Consider the following 19,043-nt stretch of genomic DNA (forward strand, 5'->3'; position numbering starts at 1 on the left):
ACGCTGTAGCGACATCCGCACCGACGAGACCAGGGAGACGTCGCGATGTTCCAGATGACGGAGCCGTTCCACGTCGGGGTGATCGTGGCCGATCTCGAGGCTGCGATGGCCCACTACTCGCGGGCGACGGGCCTCACCTGGCATTCGATCCAGGAGCGTGACGTGACGCTGAGGGTGGGCGACGACCTCGTCGACACACACGTCATCTTCGACTACTCGGTCGAGGGGCCCGTCCAACTCGAGTTGATCCAGGGTCTACCCGGTACGCCGTGGGACGCCGCCGTCCACGGGGGCCTCGACCATTCGGGGCACTGGTCCGACGACCTCGCCGGCGACACCGCCGCAGTTCTCTCCCGGGGTTGGGAGTTCCTGTACTCCGGCACCGACGACGGCGCGATGGCGGGCTTCTGCTTCTTCATGACTCCGACGGGTCAGCGGGTGGAGCTGCTCGACACGAGCATGCGTCCCATGTTCGAACGGTGGTTCGCCGGCGGAGACTTCGACGAGGCCGACTGACGCGGAGCGCCTCGTCTCACTGGGCCGCCCGGCGGTACGCCGCCACGGCGATCGGAACGAACACGACCAGGATCGCACCGATCCACGCGAACGCCAGACCGATGTCGGATGCGGTCGACGTCCCCGCCATGAGCCCCCGCACCGCGTTCACGAGGACCGTGACCGGCTGGTGATCGGTGAAGTGCTGCAGCCACGACGGCATCGACGAAGTGGGGACGAACACGCTGCTGGCGAAGGTCAGCGGGAAGGCGACGAGGAACCCGGCGGCCTGCGCGGCCTCGGGGTTCTTGACCGTGAGCCCCACGGTCGCCATCACCCACGAGAACGCGAAGCCGAACGCGAGGACGAGCGCGACGGCGGCGGCCCCCTCGAGGATCGAACCCCGCAGGTCGAAGCCGAGCACGACGCCCACGGTCAACATCAACATGACCACGAACGCGTTGCGCATGACGTCGGAGACGGTGCGCCCGGCCAGGACCGCAACCCGGGCGATCGGCAGTGACCTGAACCGGTCGATGGTCCCGCTCGCGAGGTCCTCGGTCAGCCCCAGGGTCGTCTGCGTCGCCCCGAACACGGACGTCTGGGCGAGCAGACCCGGGACGAGGAAGTCGATGTAGTCGCCGCCCCTGGCCCCGCCGAGTGTGATCGCTCCACCGAAGACGTAGTTGAACAGCAGCAGGAACATCACCGGCTGGATCGTGGCGAAGACCAGCAACTGCGGGAGCCGGACGTTGCGCAACATGTTCCGCCACGTGATGACGACGATCTGGTCGAACAACATGGCGATACTGGTGCGGGTGTAGGTCGGGTAGCTCATCGTGAACCCCCGGCCTCGCGGGATTCGGGTGACGTAAGTGAGAAGAAGACGTCGTCGAGACTCGGCCGACGCAGGCCGATGGCGCCCGGGGTGACGCCGGCGGCCTCGAGTGCGGCGATCACTGTGTTCAGGTCGTGCATGCCGCCCGGTGCCGGCGTCGAGATGGTCCCGCGCCGCTCGTCGACGGTCAACGCGGGCCCGAGCGGTCCGAGCACGTCCACCGCGGAGGCGACGACCCCCCGGTCGACCGTCATCTCGATGCGGTCACCGCCGAGACGGGCCTTGAGTTCGTCGGCGGTCCCCTCCGCTATGAGGGTCCCGTAGTCGATGACGCCGATCCGGTCGGCGAGGTACTCGGCCTCCTCGAGGTACTGCGACGTCAGCATCAACGTCGTTCCCTCGTCGACCATCTCCGCGATGAGCTCCCAGATGTCGAGGCGACTACGCGGGTCGACACCGGTCGTCGGCTCGTCGAGGAAGAGCACCGGAGGCCGGCCCACCATGCTCGCGGCGAGGTCCAGCCGGCGCCGCATGCCACCCGAGTAGGTCCGCACGAGCTGGCTGGCGGCGTCAGTGAGATGGATCCGCTCGAGGACCTCGTCCGCGCGACGTTTCGCCTCGCGTCGGCCCAGGTTGTAGAGCCGGGCGACCATCACGAGGTTCTCCCGCCCGCTCATGTGACCGTCGACGGCGGCGAACTGCCCGGCCAGGCCGATACGGGACCGCACGACGCGGGGCTCGGTCACGATGTCGGCGCCGGCGACGGTCGCTCCGCCGCTGCTGGGTGACAGGAGAGTGGTGAGGATCCGGATCAGCGTCGTCTTGCCGGCACCGTTGGGGCCCAGGAGCGCGTACACCGTCCCCGCTGCGATCTCGATGGAGACTCCTTCGAGCACCGTCTTGGTCCCGAAGGAGCGGGAGAGTCCTCGGGTCGTGATGGCGACGTCGGAGGCGGCCGAGCCCGCGCTCGCCGCGTTCGTGGATCCGCTCTGGAGGCTCATGAGCCGATTCTGTCCGATTCCCACCCGCTTCGGCCGGGCGTCACCGAACTTCTTCGCCGAACCACGGCTCGTAGTCGGACCAGACGAACAGCTCGGTCTGTCCGGCACCGGACGCCGTCGTGCCGTCCGGCGCGCTCACCGTCACCGAGACCAGGTACTCGAGCCCCGTGCGGTCCTTGAGTTCGCGGCCGTCGTGGGTGGTGAAGTCGAAGGGCTGGGTCGACAGGTCGAACTCGTCGAACTCGAGGACCGGCTCGTCGGTCCCGGCGTAGGTGTACATCGAACCGCCGTCGCGCCAGCTCCCGGCGTCGTAGCCGATGGTCTGGGGGTACCAGGGCGGTTGGGCCGCGCGGTGGTCGATGGTCCAGACGTCACCGTTTACGTCGGTGACGTCCACGCCGACGGTGCGCATCACCCGGCTCCCCGGCTCGAACTCGGCACGGTGCGCGATGTCGGTGAGTTCGATGACCTCGGTTCCGTCGGGGGTGATGTACCCCTCGAAGGGGGTTCCGAAGGTGTCGTTCAGACCGCCCCGTGAACCGTCGGCGGCCTCGTGCACCGAGAAGAAGCCCGCCGTCGTCGGCGTCGCGAAGACCGTCCACAGCCGCAACGAGCGGCGCTGGCCGCGTTCGCGCGGCCGCATCCAGCGGCGGTCGGGGGCGAGGGGGGTCCGCTCGTAGTAGAGGCCCCAGGAGTGGTCCCGGCTCGCGTACCACCGGTCCGGGGTCACCTCGAGACGCCGACCCGCGAACTCGATCCAGCCCGACGCCCGGCCGGGTTGGGTGTAGCGGGTCTGGTCGGTCGTCACCCGTTGCCGGTTGGTCGCGAAGTGGTGTGCCTCGGTGAACGGCGGTCCGGCGCCGAGCCAGTGAAGATCGAAGTTGAGGTCCGAGTCGTTGGCCCCGAGCGCCAGGTGCAGGTCGGTGAAGGCTTCGACGACGTCGAGTGAGTACGGCCCGATCACGGTGTCGTGGCGGGGACTCCACGGGCGCTTCATCCGCACCGTGTACTGGACTCCCTCGTGGATCACTCCCGCGTAGCCGCCGATCATGTCGGCGTTCGGGTTGACCCGCATCCCCGCGAAAAGGAACAGCTTCTCTTCGGGACAGAAGAAGCCGAAGTAGAAGCCGTCGTCGAACGAGTAGTCCGTGATCGGGATCCGGCTGAACGGATACGGCGACTGGTGGACCGGGAACTCGTCGTACTTCGTCAACATCAGCTGATCCCCCCTGGGCGGAGGCCGATCATCGGGGCAGGCGCTGTCCGTGTCAATCGCCGTCGACGCCACCGCAATGGCTGCACCGGGCCGCCGACCGGCTCAGTCGGCCTGCGCGTCCCACACCGATCCGGGATCGAAGTCCCCGACGACGCCCACCCTGTCGACCTTCCCGTTGGCGAGACGGGGCAGCGGATCGGTGCGCAGATCGATGTAGCGGGGTTGCTTCCAACGCACGAGAGTCTCGGCGGTCGAGCTACGCAGCTCAGCCGCGTCCACCTGGGATCCGCTGCGGACGACCACCACTGCGGCCACCTCCTCGGCCCTGACCGGGTCGGCCACGCCGAAGACGACCGACTCGACGACGTCGGCGTGGCGGTCGAGGGCCGTCTCCACCTCCTCCGCGCTGATGTTCTCACCGGAGCGCTTGATGACGTTCTTGAACCTCCCGACGAAGAAAGCCCGGCCCTCCTCGTCGATCACGCCCCGGTCACCGGAGCGGATCCACCCGTCGACGAGGGTGCGCGCGGTCTCGTCGGGCAGGTCGAGGTAGCCGAGCATCACGTTGGGGTGGCGCAGGCAGAGCTCACCCTCCTCGCCCGGGCCGAGCATCTCGAAGTTCTCGTCGAAGATGCCGACCTCCGCGCCGGGCATCGGGGTGCCGATGTAGTTCTCGCCGAGGCGCCCGTCGTAGCCGGGTTCGGACCCCGTGCAGATCGCCCCCGTCTCGGTCATCCCCCAGACGGTCGCGATGTCGACCCCGAAGCGCTCGCGGAAGCGACGGAGGTACGCATGGGTGATGACGAGCCGGAACGGATGCTCGCCGGGGCCGGGCGCACCGTCTCCGGTCTCCAGGAGGAGATTGAGGTGCGTCGGGAACAGGATCGACGTGGTGATCCCACCACCGACGAAGTCTGTCCAGAACGTCGAGGGACTGAAGCGGTCTGCGAGGGTCATGACACACCCCAGGTGGGTCGAGAGCCCGAGGGCCGTCAGCGCACCGACCGCGTGGGCGAACGGCAGCGGGGCGTAGAAGTTGTCCTCCGGGCCGATGCCGAACTGGTCCGCGAAGGCCGGCCCGACCGTGGCGAAGGCGCCGGTGCCGATCATCACGCCCTTCGGGTCACCTGTGCTGCCCGAGGTGTAGAGGATCATCGCGAGCGATCTCGCGTCGAGGCCCGGGAGATCCAGCGGTGCCACGGCGTCCGCGTCGGCGACGCGGTCGTAGACGACATCGGCCACTCCCACCACGGGTTCGACCTCGGCGGTCCTGACGACCGTGCGCAGGTCGGGGTAGTCCGCCACCGCATCCAACAGATCCCGGGTGATCCCGCCGTCGACCACGAGGAACTCCGATGCGGAATGACCCAGACGGAAGCCGAGCTCGTGGGCAGTGAGGTCCGGCAGAAGGGGGACGAGAACCGCCCCGAGCTCCTGGATGGCGAGCTGCACGGCGATCGCCTCGGGACGGTTCGTCATCCCGACGGCGACCCGGGTTCCGACGCCGACGCCGATCGCCGCCAGACCGGCGGCCACCTTCCGCCGGATCTCGTCGAACTCGGCGAAGGACCAGCTCATGCCCTCGAAGCGCATGAACTCACGGTCCGGGGTGGCATCGACCCGCCAGCGCCACTGGTCGCGACCGGTTTCGATGCTGTCGGTCGGTGATCGCACGTCAGCCATGATCTGAAGAGTGGCAGGGCGCGGGGCGAGCCGCCAGCGTGCCCGGCACCGACGTGGAGTCGGCCCGATCCCGGGCCGGACGCGCCGATCCGGCCGGCAGATGCCGGCCGGATCGCACGCGGGGGTCTCAGGGGTGGATCAGGAGGGAACCAGGACGGTGTCGATGACGTGGATCACGCCGTTCGACGCCTCGATGTCGGTCTCGATGACCGTCGCATCGTTCACCATGACCGTGTCACCGTCGACGCTGATCGCAACCGACGCACCCTCGAGGGCGGTGTCGGCGGACTCGCCGTCGAGCGTCACCACGACCGAGGCCGGAACCTCACCCGGCACCACGTGGTACAGCAGAACATCGGTCAACAGGGCCGTGTCGGCCAGAAGCTCCTCAGCGGTCAGGTCCAGAGCCGCGAGAAGATCGGCGAACGCCTCCTCGGTCGGCGCGAACACCGTGAAGGGACCCTCGCCCTGAAGCGTCTCGACCAGATCCGCGGCCTGAAGCGCAGCAACCAGAGTCGGGAACCGCTCAGAAGCCACAGCGACATCGACGATGTCACCCGGTTCGGAGACGTCGGCCTCGGACAGCTCATCATCGGAGCCGCAGGCGGCGGCGACCAGAGCCACTGCCATGAGGAGCGCCATCAGCTTCGTGAATGTGGAACGCATTGTTGGGGGCCTTTCGTTACGGGGGATGTGCATGTCTTCGCCCCGGGTCCCGGTCGCGGATGCGCGCCACCCTCGAGATGACGTGGCGCCGTCCCCCCGGTCAGGTCCCCAGCACCACTCCACGTCGGGGGACTACCGTCGCTGACACAGCACGAGAAGGGGGATCCAGTGCCGGAACTCAACGCGAGGGCCCAGGCCCTGCTCGGGTCCGATGCCGTGGCCCACGTGTGGACCTCGAATGCGGACGGGTCACCTCAGGTCTCGGTGGTGTGGGTGATCGTGCAGGGCGACGAGATCGTCTTCGGCACGAGCGGATCGAGCCACAAGGCGGTCAATCTGCGCCGGGACCCGCGGGTGATCCTGTCGATAGAGGACACCGAACGCAATGAGCGCGGCTTCCAACGACACCTGACGATCAGGGGCACGGCTCGTATCGAAGAAGGCCCCGACCCGGCGCTCATGGACCGTCTGGCGAAGAAGTACCTCGGACTCGATCGCCACCCGCTCGCAGCGCGCGATGCGGCCGATTCGGTCGTCGTGCGCGTGGAGATCGAGCGCATCTCCGGCGTCGGCCCCTGGGTCGACAGCGCCTGAGGCGCGGCTGGTGGGTCCGGGGCCAAAGTCCCTGTGATTGTGTAGTGGTGTAGTCGATGATTGGGAAATACGACGGGTTCCCCGGCACCAGGCAGGGGAACCGCCCCCCGACAAAAGAGACGCCACGATGCCGCAACGACTCCCCCACCGCCGCGCGAACCGTCGCCGAACGCTGCTGTCGTTCGTCGCGATGCTGGTCCTGTTCTCCCTGATCGGCGCCGCGTGTGGCCCCGACGACCTCCCCCCGCCGGGGACCGCCGACAACGTCGTCGGCGCCCCGAGCGACAGCGTCGCAACGGTGTCGACAGGTCGTCCATCCGGTGAGCTCGAGTCCATCCTCCCCGACCTCACCCCGGTAGCGGATCTTCCCGCCGCACCCGCGGACGAGGCTCACACGAGCTACCTGCCGAACGTCCCGCCGCCGATCGCGCGCTCCGACCAGCGGGTCGTGGAGGTGCACCTCGAGGTCACCGAGGCGCTGTGCCCGATCGACCCGGCCAGCGGAACGTCGACTCTGAGTTGGGGCTTCCGCGTGGCCGGTGACACCGACCACGAGTGCGGCGCACCCGGCCCTGTCGTGCGGGCCCGGGTGGGGGACCTCCTCCGCTTCACCCTGACGAACCCTGCCGACTCCCAGCACCCCCACAACATCGACTTCCACGCGGTGACCGGCCAGGGTGGCGGGGCAGCGGCGCTCACGATCCCGCCGGGCGAGTCGGCGTCGATCGAGGCCCGCCTCCTCTACCCCGGGGCGTTCATGTACCACTGCGCCTTCGGCGACGTGCCCGAACACATCGCCCGGGGGATGTACGGGATGATCATCGTCGACCCCGAGGAACCGCTACCCGAGGTCGACCACGAGTGGGCCATCACGCAGTCGGAGTGGTACCTCGGCGAGACCGACGCAACCGGTGAGGCGCCCTTCGATCGTGAGGCGTTGACCCTCGAGGAACCCCGCTTCGTCACGTTCAACGGCCGCACCGACGCCCTCACCGGCGACAACGCCCTCACGATGGCGGTGGGCGAGCGGGCCCGGATCTACATGGTCAACGAGGGCCTCAACCTGAACTCCAACTTCCACCCGATCGGCTCACACTGGGACGCCGTGTACCCCGAAGGTGCGACCCACCCGGTCAACCACGTGATCCGCGGCTCGCAGTCCACGCTCGTCGTCGCCGGCGGCGCCACCGTCGTCGAGGTCCTGGGGCTCGTTCCCTCCACGATCATCCTCGTCGACCACGCGCTGGTCCGGACCTTCTACAAGGGGGCGATCGGCCAGCTCGTCGTCACGGGCGACGAGAACCCCGAGATCTTCGCCGAGGGGGTCAGCGATGCGGGCACGGCTCCCCCACCGTCCGACAGCGGCGCCGACGGCGGCGGGGAATCGGCCACGGCGGGCGACGGCGGGGAGGACGGCGACGTCGAGGCGGTCGCGACCGACACCGTCCGGATTCCGGTCGGAGCATGGGATCCGGCCAACGCAGCCACCGCATACTCCCCGTCCGTGATCACCGTCGAAGCCGGCACGACGGTGACCTGGACCAACAACGACGGTGTCGTCCACACCGTCACATCGGGCACGTCCAACGGCACGACCGCCACACCCGACGGCCTCTTCGACTCCGGAAGCCTCGAGTTGCGCGACACGTTCTCTGTCACCTTCAGCGAACCCGGCGAGTACCCGTACTTCTGCACGCCACACCCGTGGATGGTCGGAAGGGTCATCGTGACCTGAGCCCGGCCGCAGACCCGGGCCATTCGTATAGTCTGTCGATATGCGTCTCGAGATCACTCGACGAGCGGATCTCGCCACCCGAGCCCTGATCGCCCTCGCCGGGTCCGACCGGAGGTTCAAGTCCTCGGATCTGGCCGCGGTGGTCGGCACGACTCGGGGATTCCTCGCCCACGCGATGACTCCGCTCGTCTCCCGCGGCTGGGTGAGCTCGGAACCCGGACCGACGGGGGGATACGCGATCGCGGTCGATCTCGACGACGTCAGTGTCCTGGATGTGATCGAGGCGATCGAAGGCCCGACCGACACGGGACGATGCGTCCTCGAGGACCGCCCCTGCGCGAACGAGGGCCCGTGCGCGTTGCACACGCCGTGGATGCGGGCCCGGGCCCAACTGCTCAACGAACTCGCGGCGACCCGCCTCTCGCAGTTGAACGCCTCCGGTCGAGCCGGTTGAACGGATCCCGGCAGCGGGGTCGGCACCTACTGCGTGCCCGTCCGCTCACGGCGCCGCCGCAGCACCCCCTGGTTCGTCACCGTGAGCCGACAACCAGTCGGTGATCTGCGGGAGGTGCAACCCCATCCGCCTCGAACCGGCGATGAAGGCGATGTGACCGGCTGCGAGGCGCAGCAGCGTCGTGTCCCGGGACCCGACGAGGCCGGGCGCCGGTAATGCGGACGGGGCCGGCACGACGAAGTCGTCGTCCGCGACGACTGCGAGGTACGGACACGTGACCGTGCGCAGGCTCACATGCTCCCCGGCGACCTCCACGGTGTCAGCCACCAGCGCATTGCGATGCACGAACATCTCGACGCACTCGACGAAGAGGGCGCCCGGAAACGGCACCTGATCGGCGAGCCAGCTCTCGACAGCCCTCATCCCCGCAACTCTGTCGTCGTCGTCGAGGTTCTGCCAGAGGTTGGCGAGAGCTGCGACCTCGGCGGTGGGTCGCAGCATCCTGATCCCGCGTGCGACCGTCGCGGCCGGGAGGTTGCCGGTCTCGTCGAGCAGGGTCCGCGGATCCACGCCGTGTCCTCCGAGGAGGTTGGCGATGACGCCGACATGGTCGAAATCCACCGCGGTGGCCATGGTCACGAGGTTCCGCACCGGAGCCTCGGGGTGTCGGGCCGCGAAAACGAGTGCGAGGATGCCGCCGAAGCAGTAGCCCATGAGCGTCACATCCGGGCTGGGGGCGACATTGCACGCGGCTGCGACGGCGTCGGGAATGTCGGCGTCGATGTAGTCGGCCAGCGTCCGCGTGCTCTCGGCGCTGTCCGGCGGCCCCCACTCGAGGACGAACACGTCGAAACCCTCGTCGCACAGACTGCCCACGAAACTGTGTCCCGGACGGAGATCGAGGATGTAGCTACGGCTCACCAGGGAGTGGACGATGACCAGGGGCGGGCCGACTCGGCGGGAGTCGCTCCTGTAGCGCCACAGCGACGCCGTCTCGCGGCTCCACACGAGCTCCCGGGGCGTGACTCCCACCGCGGGAGGGTCGATGCCAGCGGCGTACCGCACGCCGTTCGCTATTCGGCGCCGCACACGCGCGAGCCGGCGGGTGGCGTATCCCGCCAATCCGGCCGCTGCGTCGACGATGGGCCTCAACGGAACACGTCCGCGACCCTCAGGTGCCAGACACGCGCCGGTCCCGGTCCGCCCAGAACGGTTCGCGCAGTGTCTTTCGAGCGAGCTTGCCCACGGTGCTGCGGGGCAGCGGTTCGGTGCGCAGCTCCACCCTCGACGGCTTCTTGTAGGAGCCCAGCCGGTCACGGCAAAGTTCGATGATCTCGCCCGGATCGACCGACGCCGGATCCTCCACGACGCACACGGCTACCGGCGTCTCGCCCCACTCCGGGTGCGGCACGCCGATGACAGCGACCTCGATGACCGCAGGGTGTGAGCTGATGACGTTCTCGAGTTCCGCGGGGTAGATGTTGTAGCCCCCGGAGATGATCATGTCGTTCTTGCGGTCGAGCACGTACACGTAGCCGTTCTCGTCGACGCGTCCGATGTCACCGGTCAGCACCCAACCGTCGACGATCCGCTCAGCCGTCGCATCCGGATCGTTCCAGTAGCCGTCCATCTGTCCGTCGCAGCGCACGGCGATCTCACCCTCCTCGCCGAGTGGGAGCGGCCGGGCGTCGTCGTCGACGATCCGCAGATCGGCGAAGGGAAGTGGCCGACCGGCGGACCGGCGGGGGTTGGAGCCTTCGACGGCGGAGAACCACTCCCGGGGTCCCATCATCGTGGCGGGTACCGCCTCGGTCTGACCGTAACCCTGGTAGAGGACGTCGCCGAACACCTCGCGGCACAGCTCTGCCGTGTCGTCGGAAACGGGCGCGCCGCCGATCTGGAACACCTTGAGGTGCGACCAGTCACGATTCGCCACGCCGGGGTGATGGGCGAGGGCGAGGGCCATCGCCGGCACCGTGAACATGTAGGCGATTCCCTCCCGTTCCATGATGTCGAGCGCCTCGACGACGTCGAAGTGGTCGACCAGAACATTGGATCCCCCCGACAGCCAGATCGGGGTGAAGAGGTACCCGGATCCGTGTGAGATGGGCCCGACGTGCAGGCACCGGTCACCGAGCTCGACCGGCGCGAAGTTGTAGAACCAGTCACGACCCGATGCGAGCCACCGGCGGTGGGTGTAGGCGACGCCCTTCGCCCGGCCCGTCGTCCCACCCGTGTGCCGGATGATGTAGACGTCGTCGGGCGACACGTCCGGGTCCGGATCCACGTCGCTGTGAGAGTGGAGCCAATCCTCGTAGCCGTCGTCGCGGACGACGACATGGTCGAGTCGGCCGAGCTCGTCGATGAGCCCACCGACGGCGTCGGCGTATTTCGCGGAGACGACCAGTGCACGGCAGCCTGTGTGGTCGAGCATCCAGTGGTGGGAGTCACGCGCATCGCGTGCGTAGAGAGGGACGCGCACGAGATTCGCCGCGGCGCACCCGGCGAAGGTGTCGACGGCCTCGAGCGAGTTGTCCTCCAACACGCCCACCCGGTCACCAGGCTCGAGACCGAGCTCCAGCAGGGCATTGGCCATCCGGATTCCCCGTTGCCACGCCTCGCCGAAGGTCACCCGCATGTCACCGAAGACGACGCCCTCACGCTCGGAATGGAACCGGGCCGAGCGGCGCATCAGGCTTCGGACGTCCATGGGTTCCCGTCGCCTCCCGTCGGGCCGTCTGCGGGGCGAATCGCGTTCGCCCGATGGGGCGACGCTAGCGGGCGGCCCCGGTCGGGGTGAATGGTCCTTGGACCCTCCCGGCGCGGTCCGTTCAGTCGAAGGTGCCGCTCAACCACCCCGTGATGGCGGCCACGAGGGCATCCGGGTGATCGAGCTGAGGCGTGTGTCCGGCGCCGCGAAGGACCTCGAAGGCCCAGTCGGGGCGCTCGACAGCGACGGCTCTGGCTGCCTCGGCGGGAACGAGACGGTCGTGCTCCCCCACCACGAGCAAGGTCGGCTGGTCGAAACCCGTGATGAGCCGGCGATGCTGCCGGTGGGATCCGGCGAACCGGATCAGAGACCTCGTCGCCTCGAGGTAGGCGTGGCGGGACCCCGGTGAGCGTTGGACGTGGGTGACGACCTCGACCAGCGACTCGACGACGAAACTCGGGACACGGGACGGATCCGTGCACGAGAGATCGATGGATGCCCGCACCACACCTTCGGGGCCGAGATCGCCCCACTGACGGCCGAGATAGCTCTCCCCGACGACGGGCAGGAGGATCGCGCCGAAGCGACGCAGGACCTCCCGGTCGAGGTGCACACCGCTCGGGCGCCGCAGTCCGGGGTTGACGAGGACCAGTCCGCTCACCTCGTCGGGGTGGCCCCTCGCGGCGAGCATCCCGACGACGCCGCCCATCGAGTTCCCGACCACCACCGCCGGCGACCCGAAGACCGCGTCGATGACCCGCACGAGGTAGCCCGCCGCCGCGTCGACCGAGGCGGACCGGCGCCGCAGCGGTGAATAGCCGAAGCCGGGAAGGTCGACGGCGACCACATGCGCGTGACGACTCAGGGCTGCGCCGACGCCCAGCCAGATCGCATGTGAGCTCCCGAGACCGTGAACGAGCAGGAGCGGCTGTCCCTCGCCACCGAAGTCCGCGATGTGGATCGGGCCGTCCATGAAGATGGTCTCGTGCCGGGGGGAGGGCGCATCCCGCTCGCTGCCCGGATCAGGTTCGCCGTTCACGTCCCCTCCACACAGGAAGCCTCCCGGTTCGGACGCTCGGCCACCGAGCGCCGGTCGGGGGGTCGTCGTATTTCCAGCGAGGACTACGATCGCGTGCGTGGTAGCCGGTGAACCGACATGGCGACAGGTCTTCGATGTCGTCGAGGATCTCACGGCGAGTCAACTCGATCGCGTCATGAGGACCGAGCTGTTCGCCCAGGCCCTCTCCCTCGCCGTGGCGTCCACGGCGCGAACCCGCCGTGGCTTCGAGTCGGTCACCGGCCGGTGCCTCCGCTTCTGGAACCTACCCTCGCGGGCGGACGTGCAGGATCTCGCCGATCTCGTCCTTTCCGTCGAGCGGCGCCTGCGCGACCTCGACGGCGCAGTCCGGGATCGAGCGGAGTCGCCCCCTTCCCGCCAGTGAGCGACCCGGCTCCCACCGCGAGGTGAAGGCGGCGAGGTGAAGGCGGGGTTGCCATGCGGCGCCAGCTGAGTATTCTCATAGTGTGGGAATAGAGGATACCGCTCTCGCCGTGACCCCTCCCACGGCGCCGCACCGTGCGACATGGCGCGCCGTTGCGGTACCCGCAGAGCACGGCGGCTGGAGTCTCACCGCCGAGCCGGCGGTTCTCGGCCTTCTCGTCGCGTTCTCATGGCCCGGCTCGGCGCTGGGTGCAGCGGCGATGGTCGCCTTCCTCGCCCGCACACCACTGAAGGTGGTGCTCGTCGACCGGGGGCGCCACCGTTGGCTCGATCGGACGCGGGTTGCGGCGGGCATCGCCGCGATCGAGCTCGCCTGCCTCGGGGCCCTGGTCGGCTTCGCCGTGACTGCGACCGCCGAGAAATTCTGGCTTCCACTGGCCGTCGCCGCGCCGCTCGTCGCGCTCGAGCTCTGGTACGACATGCGCAGCCGGGGTCGCCGGCTGATCCCCGAGTTGGCCGGGGCGATCGGGATCGGATCGATCGCCACGGCGATCGCACTCGCAGGCGGTGAAGCGCACCGGGTGGCCTGGGGCCTCTGGGTCGTCGTCGCGGTCCGTTCGGCTGCCGCGATCCCCTACGTGCGGGTACAGATCACCCGGACCCGCGTCCGGCCCCTTGCACGCTGGACGAGCGACCTGGCTCAGCTCGGTGCCACCGGTGCCGTCGTCGCAGCGTGGGCGGCCGACCTCGTGCCCGCCGCCGCGGCGGCGGCCATCGTGGCCATCGCCGCGATCAACATGGCCGCCGTGCGACTCCCACCCCGCCCCGCGGTCGTCATCGGCGTCCAGCAGACGGTGTTCGGGATAGGCGTGATCGTGGCGACGGCGGTCGCGCTCACATGACGCATGACGAGGGTGGCGACCCGGCGTGCTGGATCCACCTCTTCGACGACGGCGACGACCCCGACGACGGCTATTGCTCGCGCGGCCTGGGGGCGTTGGCCCGCCTGCGCGCCGCCGCCGACGGTGAGATCGACCGGCTCGCAGGTCGGTGACCGCCCGTGTCGCTCAGGACCCCTTCGTGAGGTGCGGCGACATCGACACCGAAGCCGCCGTCGAAGAGATGGTTCGCTGCTTCTATCGAGCTGTCGCACAGGACGACCTGCTGGGTCCCGTCTTCAACGACGTCGCGCATGTCGACTGGGCCGAACACCTCCCCAGACTCACCGCCTTCTGGTGCCGCGTCCTGTTCGGCACGCCCGGCTACGAGGGCAATGCCATCCTGGCACACGCCCGGATCCATGAACGTCACCGGTTCACAGACGAGCACTTCCGCCGCTGGCTCGACATCTTCGACGAGACGATCGGGCTCGGCTGGGCCGGACCGTACTGCGACAAGGCCATCTCGTTCGCCCACCATGTCGCCCGGTCACATGCCCGACGACTCGGTGCGCTGTGACACGCGGGACACCTGATCGCGCCAGCCGGGAAGCCGACAGCCGACAGTGTCACAGCGAATAGCCGGCTCGCTCTGCGCGTACGGAACAACCGATTCGCTGTAACACCGCTCCGCGCAACACGTCGCCGACCCCATGACCGGCGAGAGAACGTGCGCAGATCGGGTGGATCACCCGCTGCTCTCGCCCTCCGGCTGGACGTAGGTGTAACCGAAGCGTCCCTTGATGCAGAGGTTGCCCCAGGTCACGTCGTGGTCGGCCGGGGAGGTGACGGCGACGATGCGCTCGTCCTGGACGTGGAGGTCGAGGTTGCAGCCGACGCCGCAGTAGGAACACACCGTCCGCGAGACGCTCTGGTCCTCGGGGCGCCACTCGCCGGCCTCGCGCAGGGTGTACTCCGTGTGGAACTGGAGGGCGTTGGTCGGACACACCGCCACGCAGTTCCCGCAGTAGACGCACGCAGAGTCGGGCAGGGCGACGTCGTACTCGGTGGAGATACGGGCCCCGAAGCCCCGGCCGGCGACGGCGATGGCGTACGTGTGCTGGGCGTCGTCGCCGCACGCCTCGACGCACTTGTAGCAGAGGACGCAGCGGTCGTAGTCCCGGATGTAGAGGGTGTCCTGGACGCGGATCGGCTCGTCCACGGCAGCGGCGGCCTCGGGGTACCGGGAGGAGTCGGCGCCGTAGCGGGCCGCCATCTCGGTGATCTCGTCGGCCTGGTCCAGCTCGTTCGCTGTGCCGAGGAACTCGAGGACCATCTTGCGGCTGTGACGGACGCGTTCGCTGTCGGTCGAGACGACCATGCCGTCCTCCACCGGCCGCGAGCACGACGGCACGAGGGCCCGCGAGCCGTCGACCTCGACGACACAGACCCGACACACGTTGACGGGCGTGAGGTTGGGCGCCCAACAGATGGTGGGCGTGTCGACGCCGGCGGCCGTGCACGCGTCGAGGATCGTCGAACCGGCCGCGACGGTCACCTCCGCTCCGTCGACACGGATCGACACCGCCGTCTCGTCGGCTGCGCGTGACGTGTCGGTCATGGTCCGTCTCCGATCAGTCCCAGGTCGAGGGCGGACCGCACAGCTCCGGCGGCGGTGTGGCCGAGTCCGCAGATCGACGCGTCGGCCATGACGGCGCCGATGTCGTCGAGGAGGTGCCGACGCTCGGGGGCGAGCGAGCCCGACGAGTTGAGTTCCACGAGGATCTCGTGTTGTCGCACCGTGCCGACCCGGCACGGCACGCACTGGCCGCACGACTCGTCACGGAAGAACTGGGCGACGCGTTCGACGACGGCCGCCATGTCGTCGCCGTGCCCGAAGGCGACGACCACACCGGAGCCGAGGCTCAGACCGGCGGCGCGGGCCGCATCCAGCGAGAGTTCGAGGTCCAGGTCGCCGGGTCCGACGAACGCCCCTGCTGCTCCGCCGAGGAGCACGGCGCGCAACTCGCCGGTGACGCCTCCGGCCATCTCGAGGAGCTCGGCGAGCGTGACACCGAAGTCCGCTTCGTAGACGCCGGGCACGGCGACCCGCCCCGACAGGCAGAACAGCCGGGTCCCGGGGGAGGTCTCGGTCCCACGCTCCCGGTACGGGTCGGGCCCGTCGGCGACGATGTCGACGACGTTGGCGAATGTCTCGACGTTGTTGATCGCGGTCGGCTCGCCGAACAACCCGTGGGTGGTCGGGTACGGGGGCTTGTTGCGGGGCTCGCCGCGGTATCCCTCGATCGAGTTGAACAGCGCCGTCTCCTCCCCGCAGATGTAGGCGCCGGCGCCGCGGCGGATCTCGATGTCGAAACGGTGGCCGGTACCGGCGACGTCGGCGCCGAGCAGGCCTGCGGCGCGGGCCGCGTCGACGGCCGCGGCGACCCGGGCGGTGGCGCGGGGGTACTCGCCACGCATGTAGACCCAGCCGTGTTCGGCCCCGACCGCGAGTCCGCAGATGGTCATCGCCTCGACGAGGGCGAACGGGTCGTGTTCGAGCAGCGTCCGGTCCTTGAACGTGCCAGGCTCGGACTCGTCGCAGTTGGCCACGACGTGTTTCGTGTCACCCGGCGCGTCCGCGACCGCCCGCCACTTCGCGCCGGTGGGGAAGGCGGCGCCACCTCGACCCGACAGACCCGAAGTGCTCAGCGCGTCGATCACCGCGTCCGGGCCGATCTCGACCGCCCGTGTCAGGGCGCGGTAGCCGCCGTGGGCCCGGTAGCTGTCGAGGCTCGTCGGATTCACGACGCCGACCCGGGCGAGGACCCGCAGGCCCGGGTCGCCATGCTGGGGTGACCGGAACGGCGCCGACTCGGCGTCGTCGGCGGGGACCCGGTCTGGGCGACCCCGTCCCTGGACGAACACCGCGGGGGCTCGCTCGCACTGCCCGAGGCACGGGCTGGGGTGCACCCGGGCGCCTTCGCCGCGGAGTCGCTCGGCCTGCCCGGCTGCGCCGGCGATCTGACACGGGCCGTCGACGCACACATGGGTGACATCGTCGGTGTGGCCGGGATCCTCGGTGCGGAACATCTCGTAGAACGTCGCCACCCCGTACGCCTCGGCGGGGGGAACGCCGAGGCGTTCGCACACCAGGTTGAGCCCGCCCGGGGAGATCCAACCGACCTCGGCCTGCAGGGCGTGCAGCGCGGGCAACAACCGGTGGCGAAGGGATCTGCGACGCGCCGCTCCCCCGCGCACGAGTCGCTCCGTCTCGAACGTGACGGCGGACTCCGACACGGCGACGACGGCGTCCACCGCCGCACGTTCCGCCGCGTCGGCCCGGGCGTCGCCGAGATGCAGATCGGTCACGGCGACCCCGCGGCCACGTCGGCGTCGAGCCTGTCGATCCGTACAGCGGCGGCCTTGAACTCGGCGGTCCCCGAGCGCTCGTCGTAGGCGTCGTTGGTCAACAGGTTGGCGTCGACGAGGTCGGGGAAGTGGAACGTCGTGAAAACCAGACCCCGGGGGATGTCGGGCTGGAACCTGACGGCCATCTCGACGGACCCACGCGGCGACGACACCCTCACCCGTTCGCCGTCGGCGATGTCGAGGTCCGCCGCGTCGGCCGGGTTGATGTCGAGCGCGTCGCCGTAGCGGATCGGCGACGCGTAGTCGCCGGACTGCACGCCCGTGTTGTAGGAGTCCAACGCCCGCCCCGTGGTCAGCCGCAGCGGAAAACGTTCGCTCAGTTCCTCCACCGGTCCGGCATGGGCGACCACCGAGAACGGCGCGGGGTCGCGCCCGTCACGCTCCGGTTCCCACAGCCACCCGTGCAGGAACGGACTGCCCGGATGCGTCTCGTCGGGGCAGGGCCACTGCAGCCCTCCCTCGTCGGCGAGACGCTCCCACGACATCCCTGCGTGCAGTGGCGACAGCGACCGCAGCTCGTCCCACGCCGCCTCCGGGTCCCGGGGGCCGAGGTCGACGCCCATCGTGGCGGCGAGATCGCAGAGGATGTCGATGTCGTGGCGTGCCTCACCGGGCGGTGGAACCGCAGCGCGCACGCGTTGAACCCGCCGCTCCGACGACGTGACCGTGCCGTCGGACTCCGCCCACGCGACCGACGCCGGGAACACGACGTCCGCGAGCTCCGCTGTGCGGGTGAGGAAGATGTCCTGGACGATCAGCGTGTCGAGCCCGCCGAGGACCGCACGGGCGTGGCCGATGTCGGCCTCCGAATCAGCCGGGTTCTCACCGATGACATAGAGCGCGCGCATGTCACCGCGCTCCATCGCCTCGAACATCTCGGTCAGGTGCCATCCCCGTTCCGGGTTCACCGCGACACCCCACTCGACCTCGAATCTGGACCGGGCGGCATCGTCGGTGACGTCGGCGAACCCCGGCAACTTGTCGGGCAACGCCCCCATGTCACCACCGCCCTGGACGTTGTTCTGCCCCCGCAGGGGGACCAACCCCGACCCCCACCGCCCGACGTGGCCGGTGAGAAGCGCCAGGTTGCACAGCGACAGGACGTTGTCGACACCGTTGTGGTGCTCGGTGATCCCCAGCGTCCACAGGATCTGGGCCTTGTCGGCACTTGCATAGGCGTGGGCGAGCTCGACGACGGCGTCGGCCGGAATACCGCAGATCCCGGCGACGACCTCCGGCGTGTAGGGCTCCACGGACGCAGCGAACTCCTCGTAACCCTTCGTCGCGTGGTCGATGAAGTCCGTGTTCGCCAAGCCCGCGTGGATGATCTCGCGGGCGAGTCCGTTGGCGAGGGCGATGTCGGTGCCGACATCGATTCCCAGCCAGACATCCGCGAACTTCGCCGAGGACGTGCGGCGCGGATCCACGCAGTACATCGTGGCGCCCGCGTCGATCCCCTTCATGAGGTGGTGGAAGAAGATGGGGTGCGCCTCACGGGCGTTGGAGCCCCACAGGACGATCACGTCGGCCTCTTCTATCTCCGCGTAGGAGCTCGTGCCCCCACCCGCTCCGAACACTGTCGCCAGACCGACGACGGAAGGAGCGTGTCAAGTTCGATTACACGAGTCGATGTTGTTCGATCCGAGCACCACCCGCGAGAACTTCTGAGCCATGTAGTTCATCTCGTTGGTGGCCTTCGAACACGAGAACATCCCCACGGCGCTGGGTCCACGGTCGTCGAGTGCCCTTCGCAGACCCGACGACGCCCGCTCGAGCGCCTCGGCCCAGGAGGCTTCCCGCAGATCACCGCCGTCACGCACCAGCGGGGTGGTCAGTCGCGCGCGCGGTCTCCTCGACGGCCGTCCCATGATCGATCCTCTCGCTGTCAGTGTCCTACGAG

General features: G+C 69.1%; 19 protein-coding genes. 8 read left to right on the plus strand and 11 right to left on the minus strand.

Annotated features, from left to right (window positions below; genetic code table 11):
• Positions 1-45: 45 nt before the first annotated feature.
• The gene (locus RIE08_01860; protein ID MEQ8716333.1) at positions 46-516 is read left to right on the plus strand and encodes a VOC family protein; all 471 of its coding nucleotides are present in this window, start codon (positions 46-48) and stop codon (positions 514-516) included.
• A 16-nt stretch (positions 517-532) separates the two neighbouring features.
• Here RIE08_01860 and RIE08_01865 read toward each other — a convergent pair whose 3' ends face one another.
• From RIE08_01865 to RIE08_01885, 5 genes are all read right to left on the minus strand, one after another.
• Positions 533-1,333, minus strand: coding sequence for an ABC transporter permease (locus RIE08_01865; GenBank protein ID MEQ8716334.1), 801 nt, complete (start codon positions 1,331-1,333; stop codon positions 533-535).
• The gene (locus RIE08_01870; GenBank protein ID MEQ8716335.1) at positions 1,330-2,334 is read right to left on the minus strand and encodes an ATP-binding cassette domain-containing protein; all 1,005 of its coding nucleotides are present in this window, start codon (positions 2,332-2,334) and stop codon (positions 1,330-1,332) included. The genes RIE08_01865 and RIE08_01870 overlap by 4 nt, the downstream gene beginning before the upstream one ends.
• Before the next feature lie 40 nt (positions 2,335-2,374).
• Positions 2,375-3,550: a hypothetical protein gene (locus RIE08_01875; GenBank protein ID MEQ8716336.1), complete on the minus strand. Its 1,176-nt coding sequence runs from the start codon at positions 3,548-3,550 to the stop codon at positions 2,375-2,377.
• A 102-nt stretch (positions 3,551-3,652) separates the two neighbouring features.
• Positions 3,653-5,233 carry a class I adenylate-forming enzyme family protein gene (locus RIE08_01880; protein MEQ8716337.1) on the minus strand — a complete coding sequence of 527 codons (1,581 nt, stop codon included), beginning with the start codon at positions 5,231-5,233 and terminating at the stop codon, positions 3,653-3,655.
• Between the two features lie 138 nt (positions 5,234-5,371).
• Positions 5,372-5,899, minus strand: a complete 528-nt coding sequence (locus RIE08_01885) for a fasciclin domain-containing protein (GenBank protein MEQ8716338.1) — start codon at positions 5,897-5,899, stop codon at positions 5,372-5,374.
• A gap of 168 nt (positions 5,900-6,067) precedes the next feature.
• Here RIE08_01885 and RIE08_01890 point away from each other — a divergent pair, with 168 nt between their 5' ends.
• The 3 genes from RIE08_01890 to RIE08_01900 all read left to right on the plus strand — a co-directional run bounded on the left by RIE08_01890 (position 6,068) and on the right by RIE08_01900 (position 8,682).
• Positions 6,068-6,493: a PPOX class F420-dependent oxidoreductase gene (locus tag RIE08_01890; protein MEQ8716339.1), complete on the plus strand. Its 426-nt coding sequence runs from the start codon at positions 6,068-6,070 to the stop codon at positions 6,491-6,493.
• A 127-nt stretch (positions 6,494-6,620) separates the two neighbouring features.
• Positions 6,621-8,228: a plastocyanin/azurin family copper-binding protein gene (locus RIE08_01895; protein MEQ8716340.1), complete on the plus strand. Its 1,608-nt coding sequence runs from the start codon at positions 6,621-6,623 to the stop codon at positions 8,226-8,228.
• 40 nt (positions 8,229-8,268) lie between these two features.
• Positions 8,269-8,682 carry an Rrf2 family transcriptional regulator gene (locus tag RIE08_01900; GenBank protein ID MEQ8716341.1) on the plus strand — a complete coding sequence of 138 codons (414 nt, stop codon included), beginning with the start codon at positions 8,269-8,271 and terminating at the stop codon, positions 8,680-8,682.
• Positions 8,683-8,727: 45 nt separating this feature from the next.
• Here RIE08_01900 and RIE08_01905 read toward each other — a convergent pair whose 3' ends face one another.
• The 3 genes from RIE08_01905 to RIE08_01915 form a co-directional block, all read right to left on the minus strand.
• On the minus strand, positions 8,728-9,714 hold the full coding sequence (locus tag RIE08_01905) for an alpha/beta fold hydrolase (GenBank protein ID MEQ8716342.1): 987 nt from the start codon (positions 9,712-9,714) through the stop codon (positions 8,728-8,730).
• Between the two features lie 139 nt (positions 9,715-9,853).
• Positions 9,854-11,392 carry an AMP-binding protein gene (locus RIE08_01910; GenBank protein MEQ8716343.1) on the minus strand — a complete coding sequence of 513 codons (1,539 nt, stop codon included), beginning with the start codon at positions 11,390-11,392 and terminating at the stop codon, positions 9,854-9,856.
• 121 nt (positions 11,393-11,513) lie between these two features.
• Positions 11,514-12,431 (minus strand): alpha/beta hydrolase, encoded by a 918-nt coding sequence (locus tag RIE08_01915; GenBank protein MEQ8716344.1) that lies wholly within the window; start codon positions 12,429-12,431, stop codon positions 11,514-11,516.
• A 97-nt stretch (positions 12,432-12,528) separates the two neighbouring features.
• Between RIE08_01915 and RIE08_01920 the strand changes: the two genes are divergently transcribed.
• The 4 genes from RIE08_01920 to RIE08_01935 all read left to right on the plus strand — a co-directional run bounded on the left by RIE08_01920 (position 12,529) and on the right by RIE08_01935 (position 14,291).
• On the plus strand, positions 12,529-12,834 hold the full coding sequence (locus tag RIE08_01920; GenBank protein MEQ8716345.1) for a hypothetical protein: 306 nt from the start codon (positions 12,529-12,531) through the stop codon (positions 12,832-12,834).
• Positions 12,835-12,916: 82 nt separating this feature from the next.
• The gene (locus tag RIE08_01925; protein ID MEQ8716346.1) at positions 12,917-13,735 is read left to right on the plus strand and encodes a YwiC-like family protein; all 819 of its coding nucleotides are present in this window, start codon (positions 12,917-12,919) and stop codon (positions 13,733-13,735) included.
• Complete coding sequence (locus RIE08_01930) at positions 13,732-13,887, plus strand: hypothetical protein (GenBank protein ID MEQ8716347.1); 156 nt, start codon at positions 13,732-13,734, stop codon at positions 13,885-13,887. Before RIE08_01925 ends, RIE08_01930 begins: the two co-directional genes overlap by 4 nt.
• A complete protein-coding gene (locus tag RIE08_01935) occupies positions 13,884-14,291 on the plus strand; it encodes a group III truncated hemoglobin (GenBank protein ID MEQ8716348.1) in 408 nt (135 codons plus the stop codon). The genes RIE08_01930 and RIE08_01935 overlap by 4 nt, the downstream gene beginning before the upstream one ends.
• Before the next feature lie 168 nt (positions 14,292-14,459).
• Here the strand turns inward: RIE08_01935 and RIE08_01940 are convergent, their stop codons facing one another.
• Genes RIE08_01940 through RIE08_01950 form a run of 3 tightly spaced genes read right to left on the minus strand, consistent with a single transcriptional unit; the run spans position 14,460 to position 19,011 of the window.
• Positions 14,460-15,332 (minus strand): 2Fe-2S iron-sulfur cluster-binding protein, encoded by an 873-nt coding sequence (locus RIE08_01940; GenBank protein ID MEQ8716349.1) that lies wholly within the window; start codon positions 15,330-15,332, stop codon positions 14,460-14,462.
• Complete coding sequence (locus RIE08_01945) at positions 15,329-17,083, minus strand: NAD(P)H-dependent oxidoreductase subunit E (protein MEQ8716350.1); 1,755 nt, start codon at positions 17,081-17,083, stop codon at positions 15,329-15,331. The genes RIE08_01940 and RIE08_01945 overlap by 4 nt, the downstream gene beginning before the upstream one ends.
• Positions 17,080-19,011, minus strand: coding sequence for a molybdopterin-dependent oxidoreductase (locus RIE08_01950; GenBank protein MEQ8716351.1), 1,932 nt, complete (start codon positions 19,009-19,011; stop codon positions 17,080-17,082). Before RIE08_01950 ends, RIE08_01945 begins: the two co-directional genes overlap by 4 nt.
• Between the last annotated feature and the right edge of the window lie 32 nt (positions 19,012-19,043).

The sequence above is a fragment of the Acidimicrobiales bacterium genome (assembly GCA_040219085.1).
Lineage (GTDB): Bacteria > Actinomycetota > Acidimicrobiia > Acidimicrobiales > JAVJTC01 > JAVJTC01.

What these genes read in the sequence shown, in the direction of transcription:
- RIE08_01875 (MEQ8716336.1), bottom strand. Translation starts at nt 3,550, where the DNA reads ATGTTGACGAAGTACGACGAGTTCCCGGTCCACCAGTCGCCGTATCCG.
- RIE08_01860 (MEQ8716333.1), top strand. Translation starts at nt 46, where the DNA reads ATGTTCCAGATGACGGAGCCGTTCCACGTCGGGGTGATCGTGGCCGAT.
- RIE08_01880 (MEQ8716337.1), bottom strand. Translation starts at nt 5,233, where the DNA reads ATGGCTGACGTGCGATCACCGACCGACAGCATCGAAACCGGTCGCGAC.
- RIE08_01865 (MEQ8716334.1), bottom strand. Translation starts at nt 1,333, where the DNA reads ATGAGCTACCCGACCTACACCCGCACCAGTATCGCCATGTTGTTCGAC.
- RIE08_01885 (MEQ8716338.1), bottom strand. Translation starts at nt 5,899, where the DNA reads ATGCGTTCCACATTCACGAAGCTGATGGCGCTCCTCATGGCAGTGGCT.
- RIE08_01895 (MEQ8716340.1), top strand. Translation starts at nt 6,621, where the DNA reads ATGCCGCAACGACTCCCCCACCGCCGCGCGAACCGTCGCCGAACGCTG.
- RIE08_01940 (MEQ8716349.1), bottom strand. Translation starts at nt 15,332, where the DNA reads ATGACCGACACGTCACGCGCAGCCGACGAGACGGCGGTGTCGATCCGT.
- RIE08_01900 (MEQ8716341.1), top strand. Translation starts at nt 8,269, where the DNA reads ATGCGTCTCGAGATCACTCGACGAGCGGATCTCGCCACCCGAGCCCTG.
- RIE08_01910 (MEQ8716343.1), bottom strand. Translation starts at nt 11,392, where the DNA reads ATGGACGTCCGAAGCCTGATGCGCCGCTCGGCCCGGTTCCATTCCGAG.
- RIE08_01930 (MEQ8716347.1), top strand. Translation starts at nt 13,732, where the DNA reads ATGACGCATGACGAGGGTGGCGACCCGGCGTGCTGGATCCACCTCTTC.
- RIE08_01870 (MEQ8716335.1), bottom strand. Translation starts at nt 2,334, where the DNA reads ATGAGCCTCCAGAGCGGATCCACGAACGCGGCGAGCGCGGGCTCGGCC.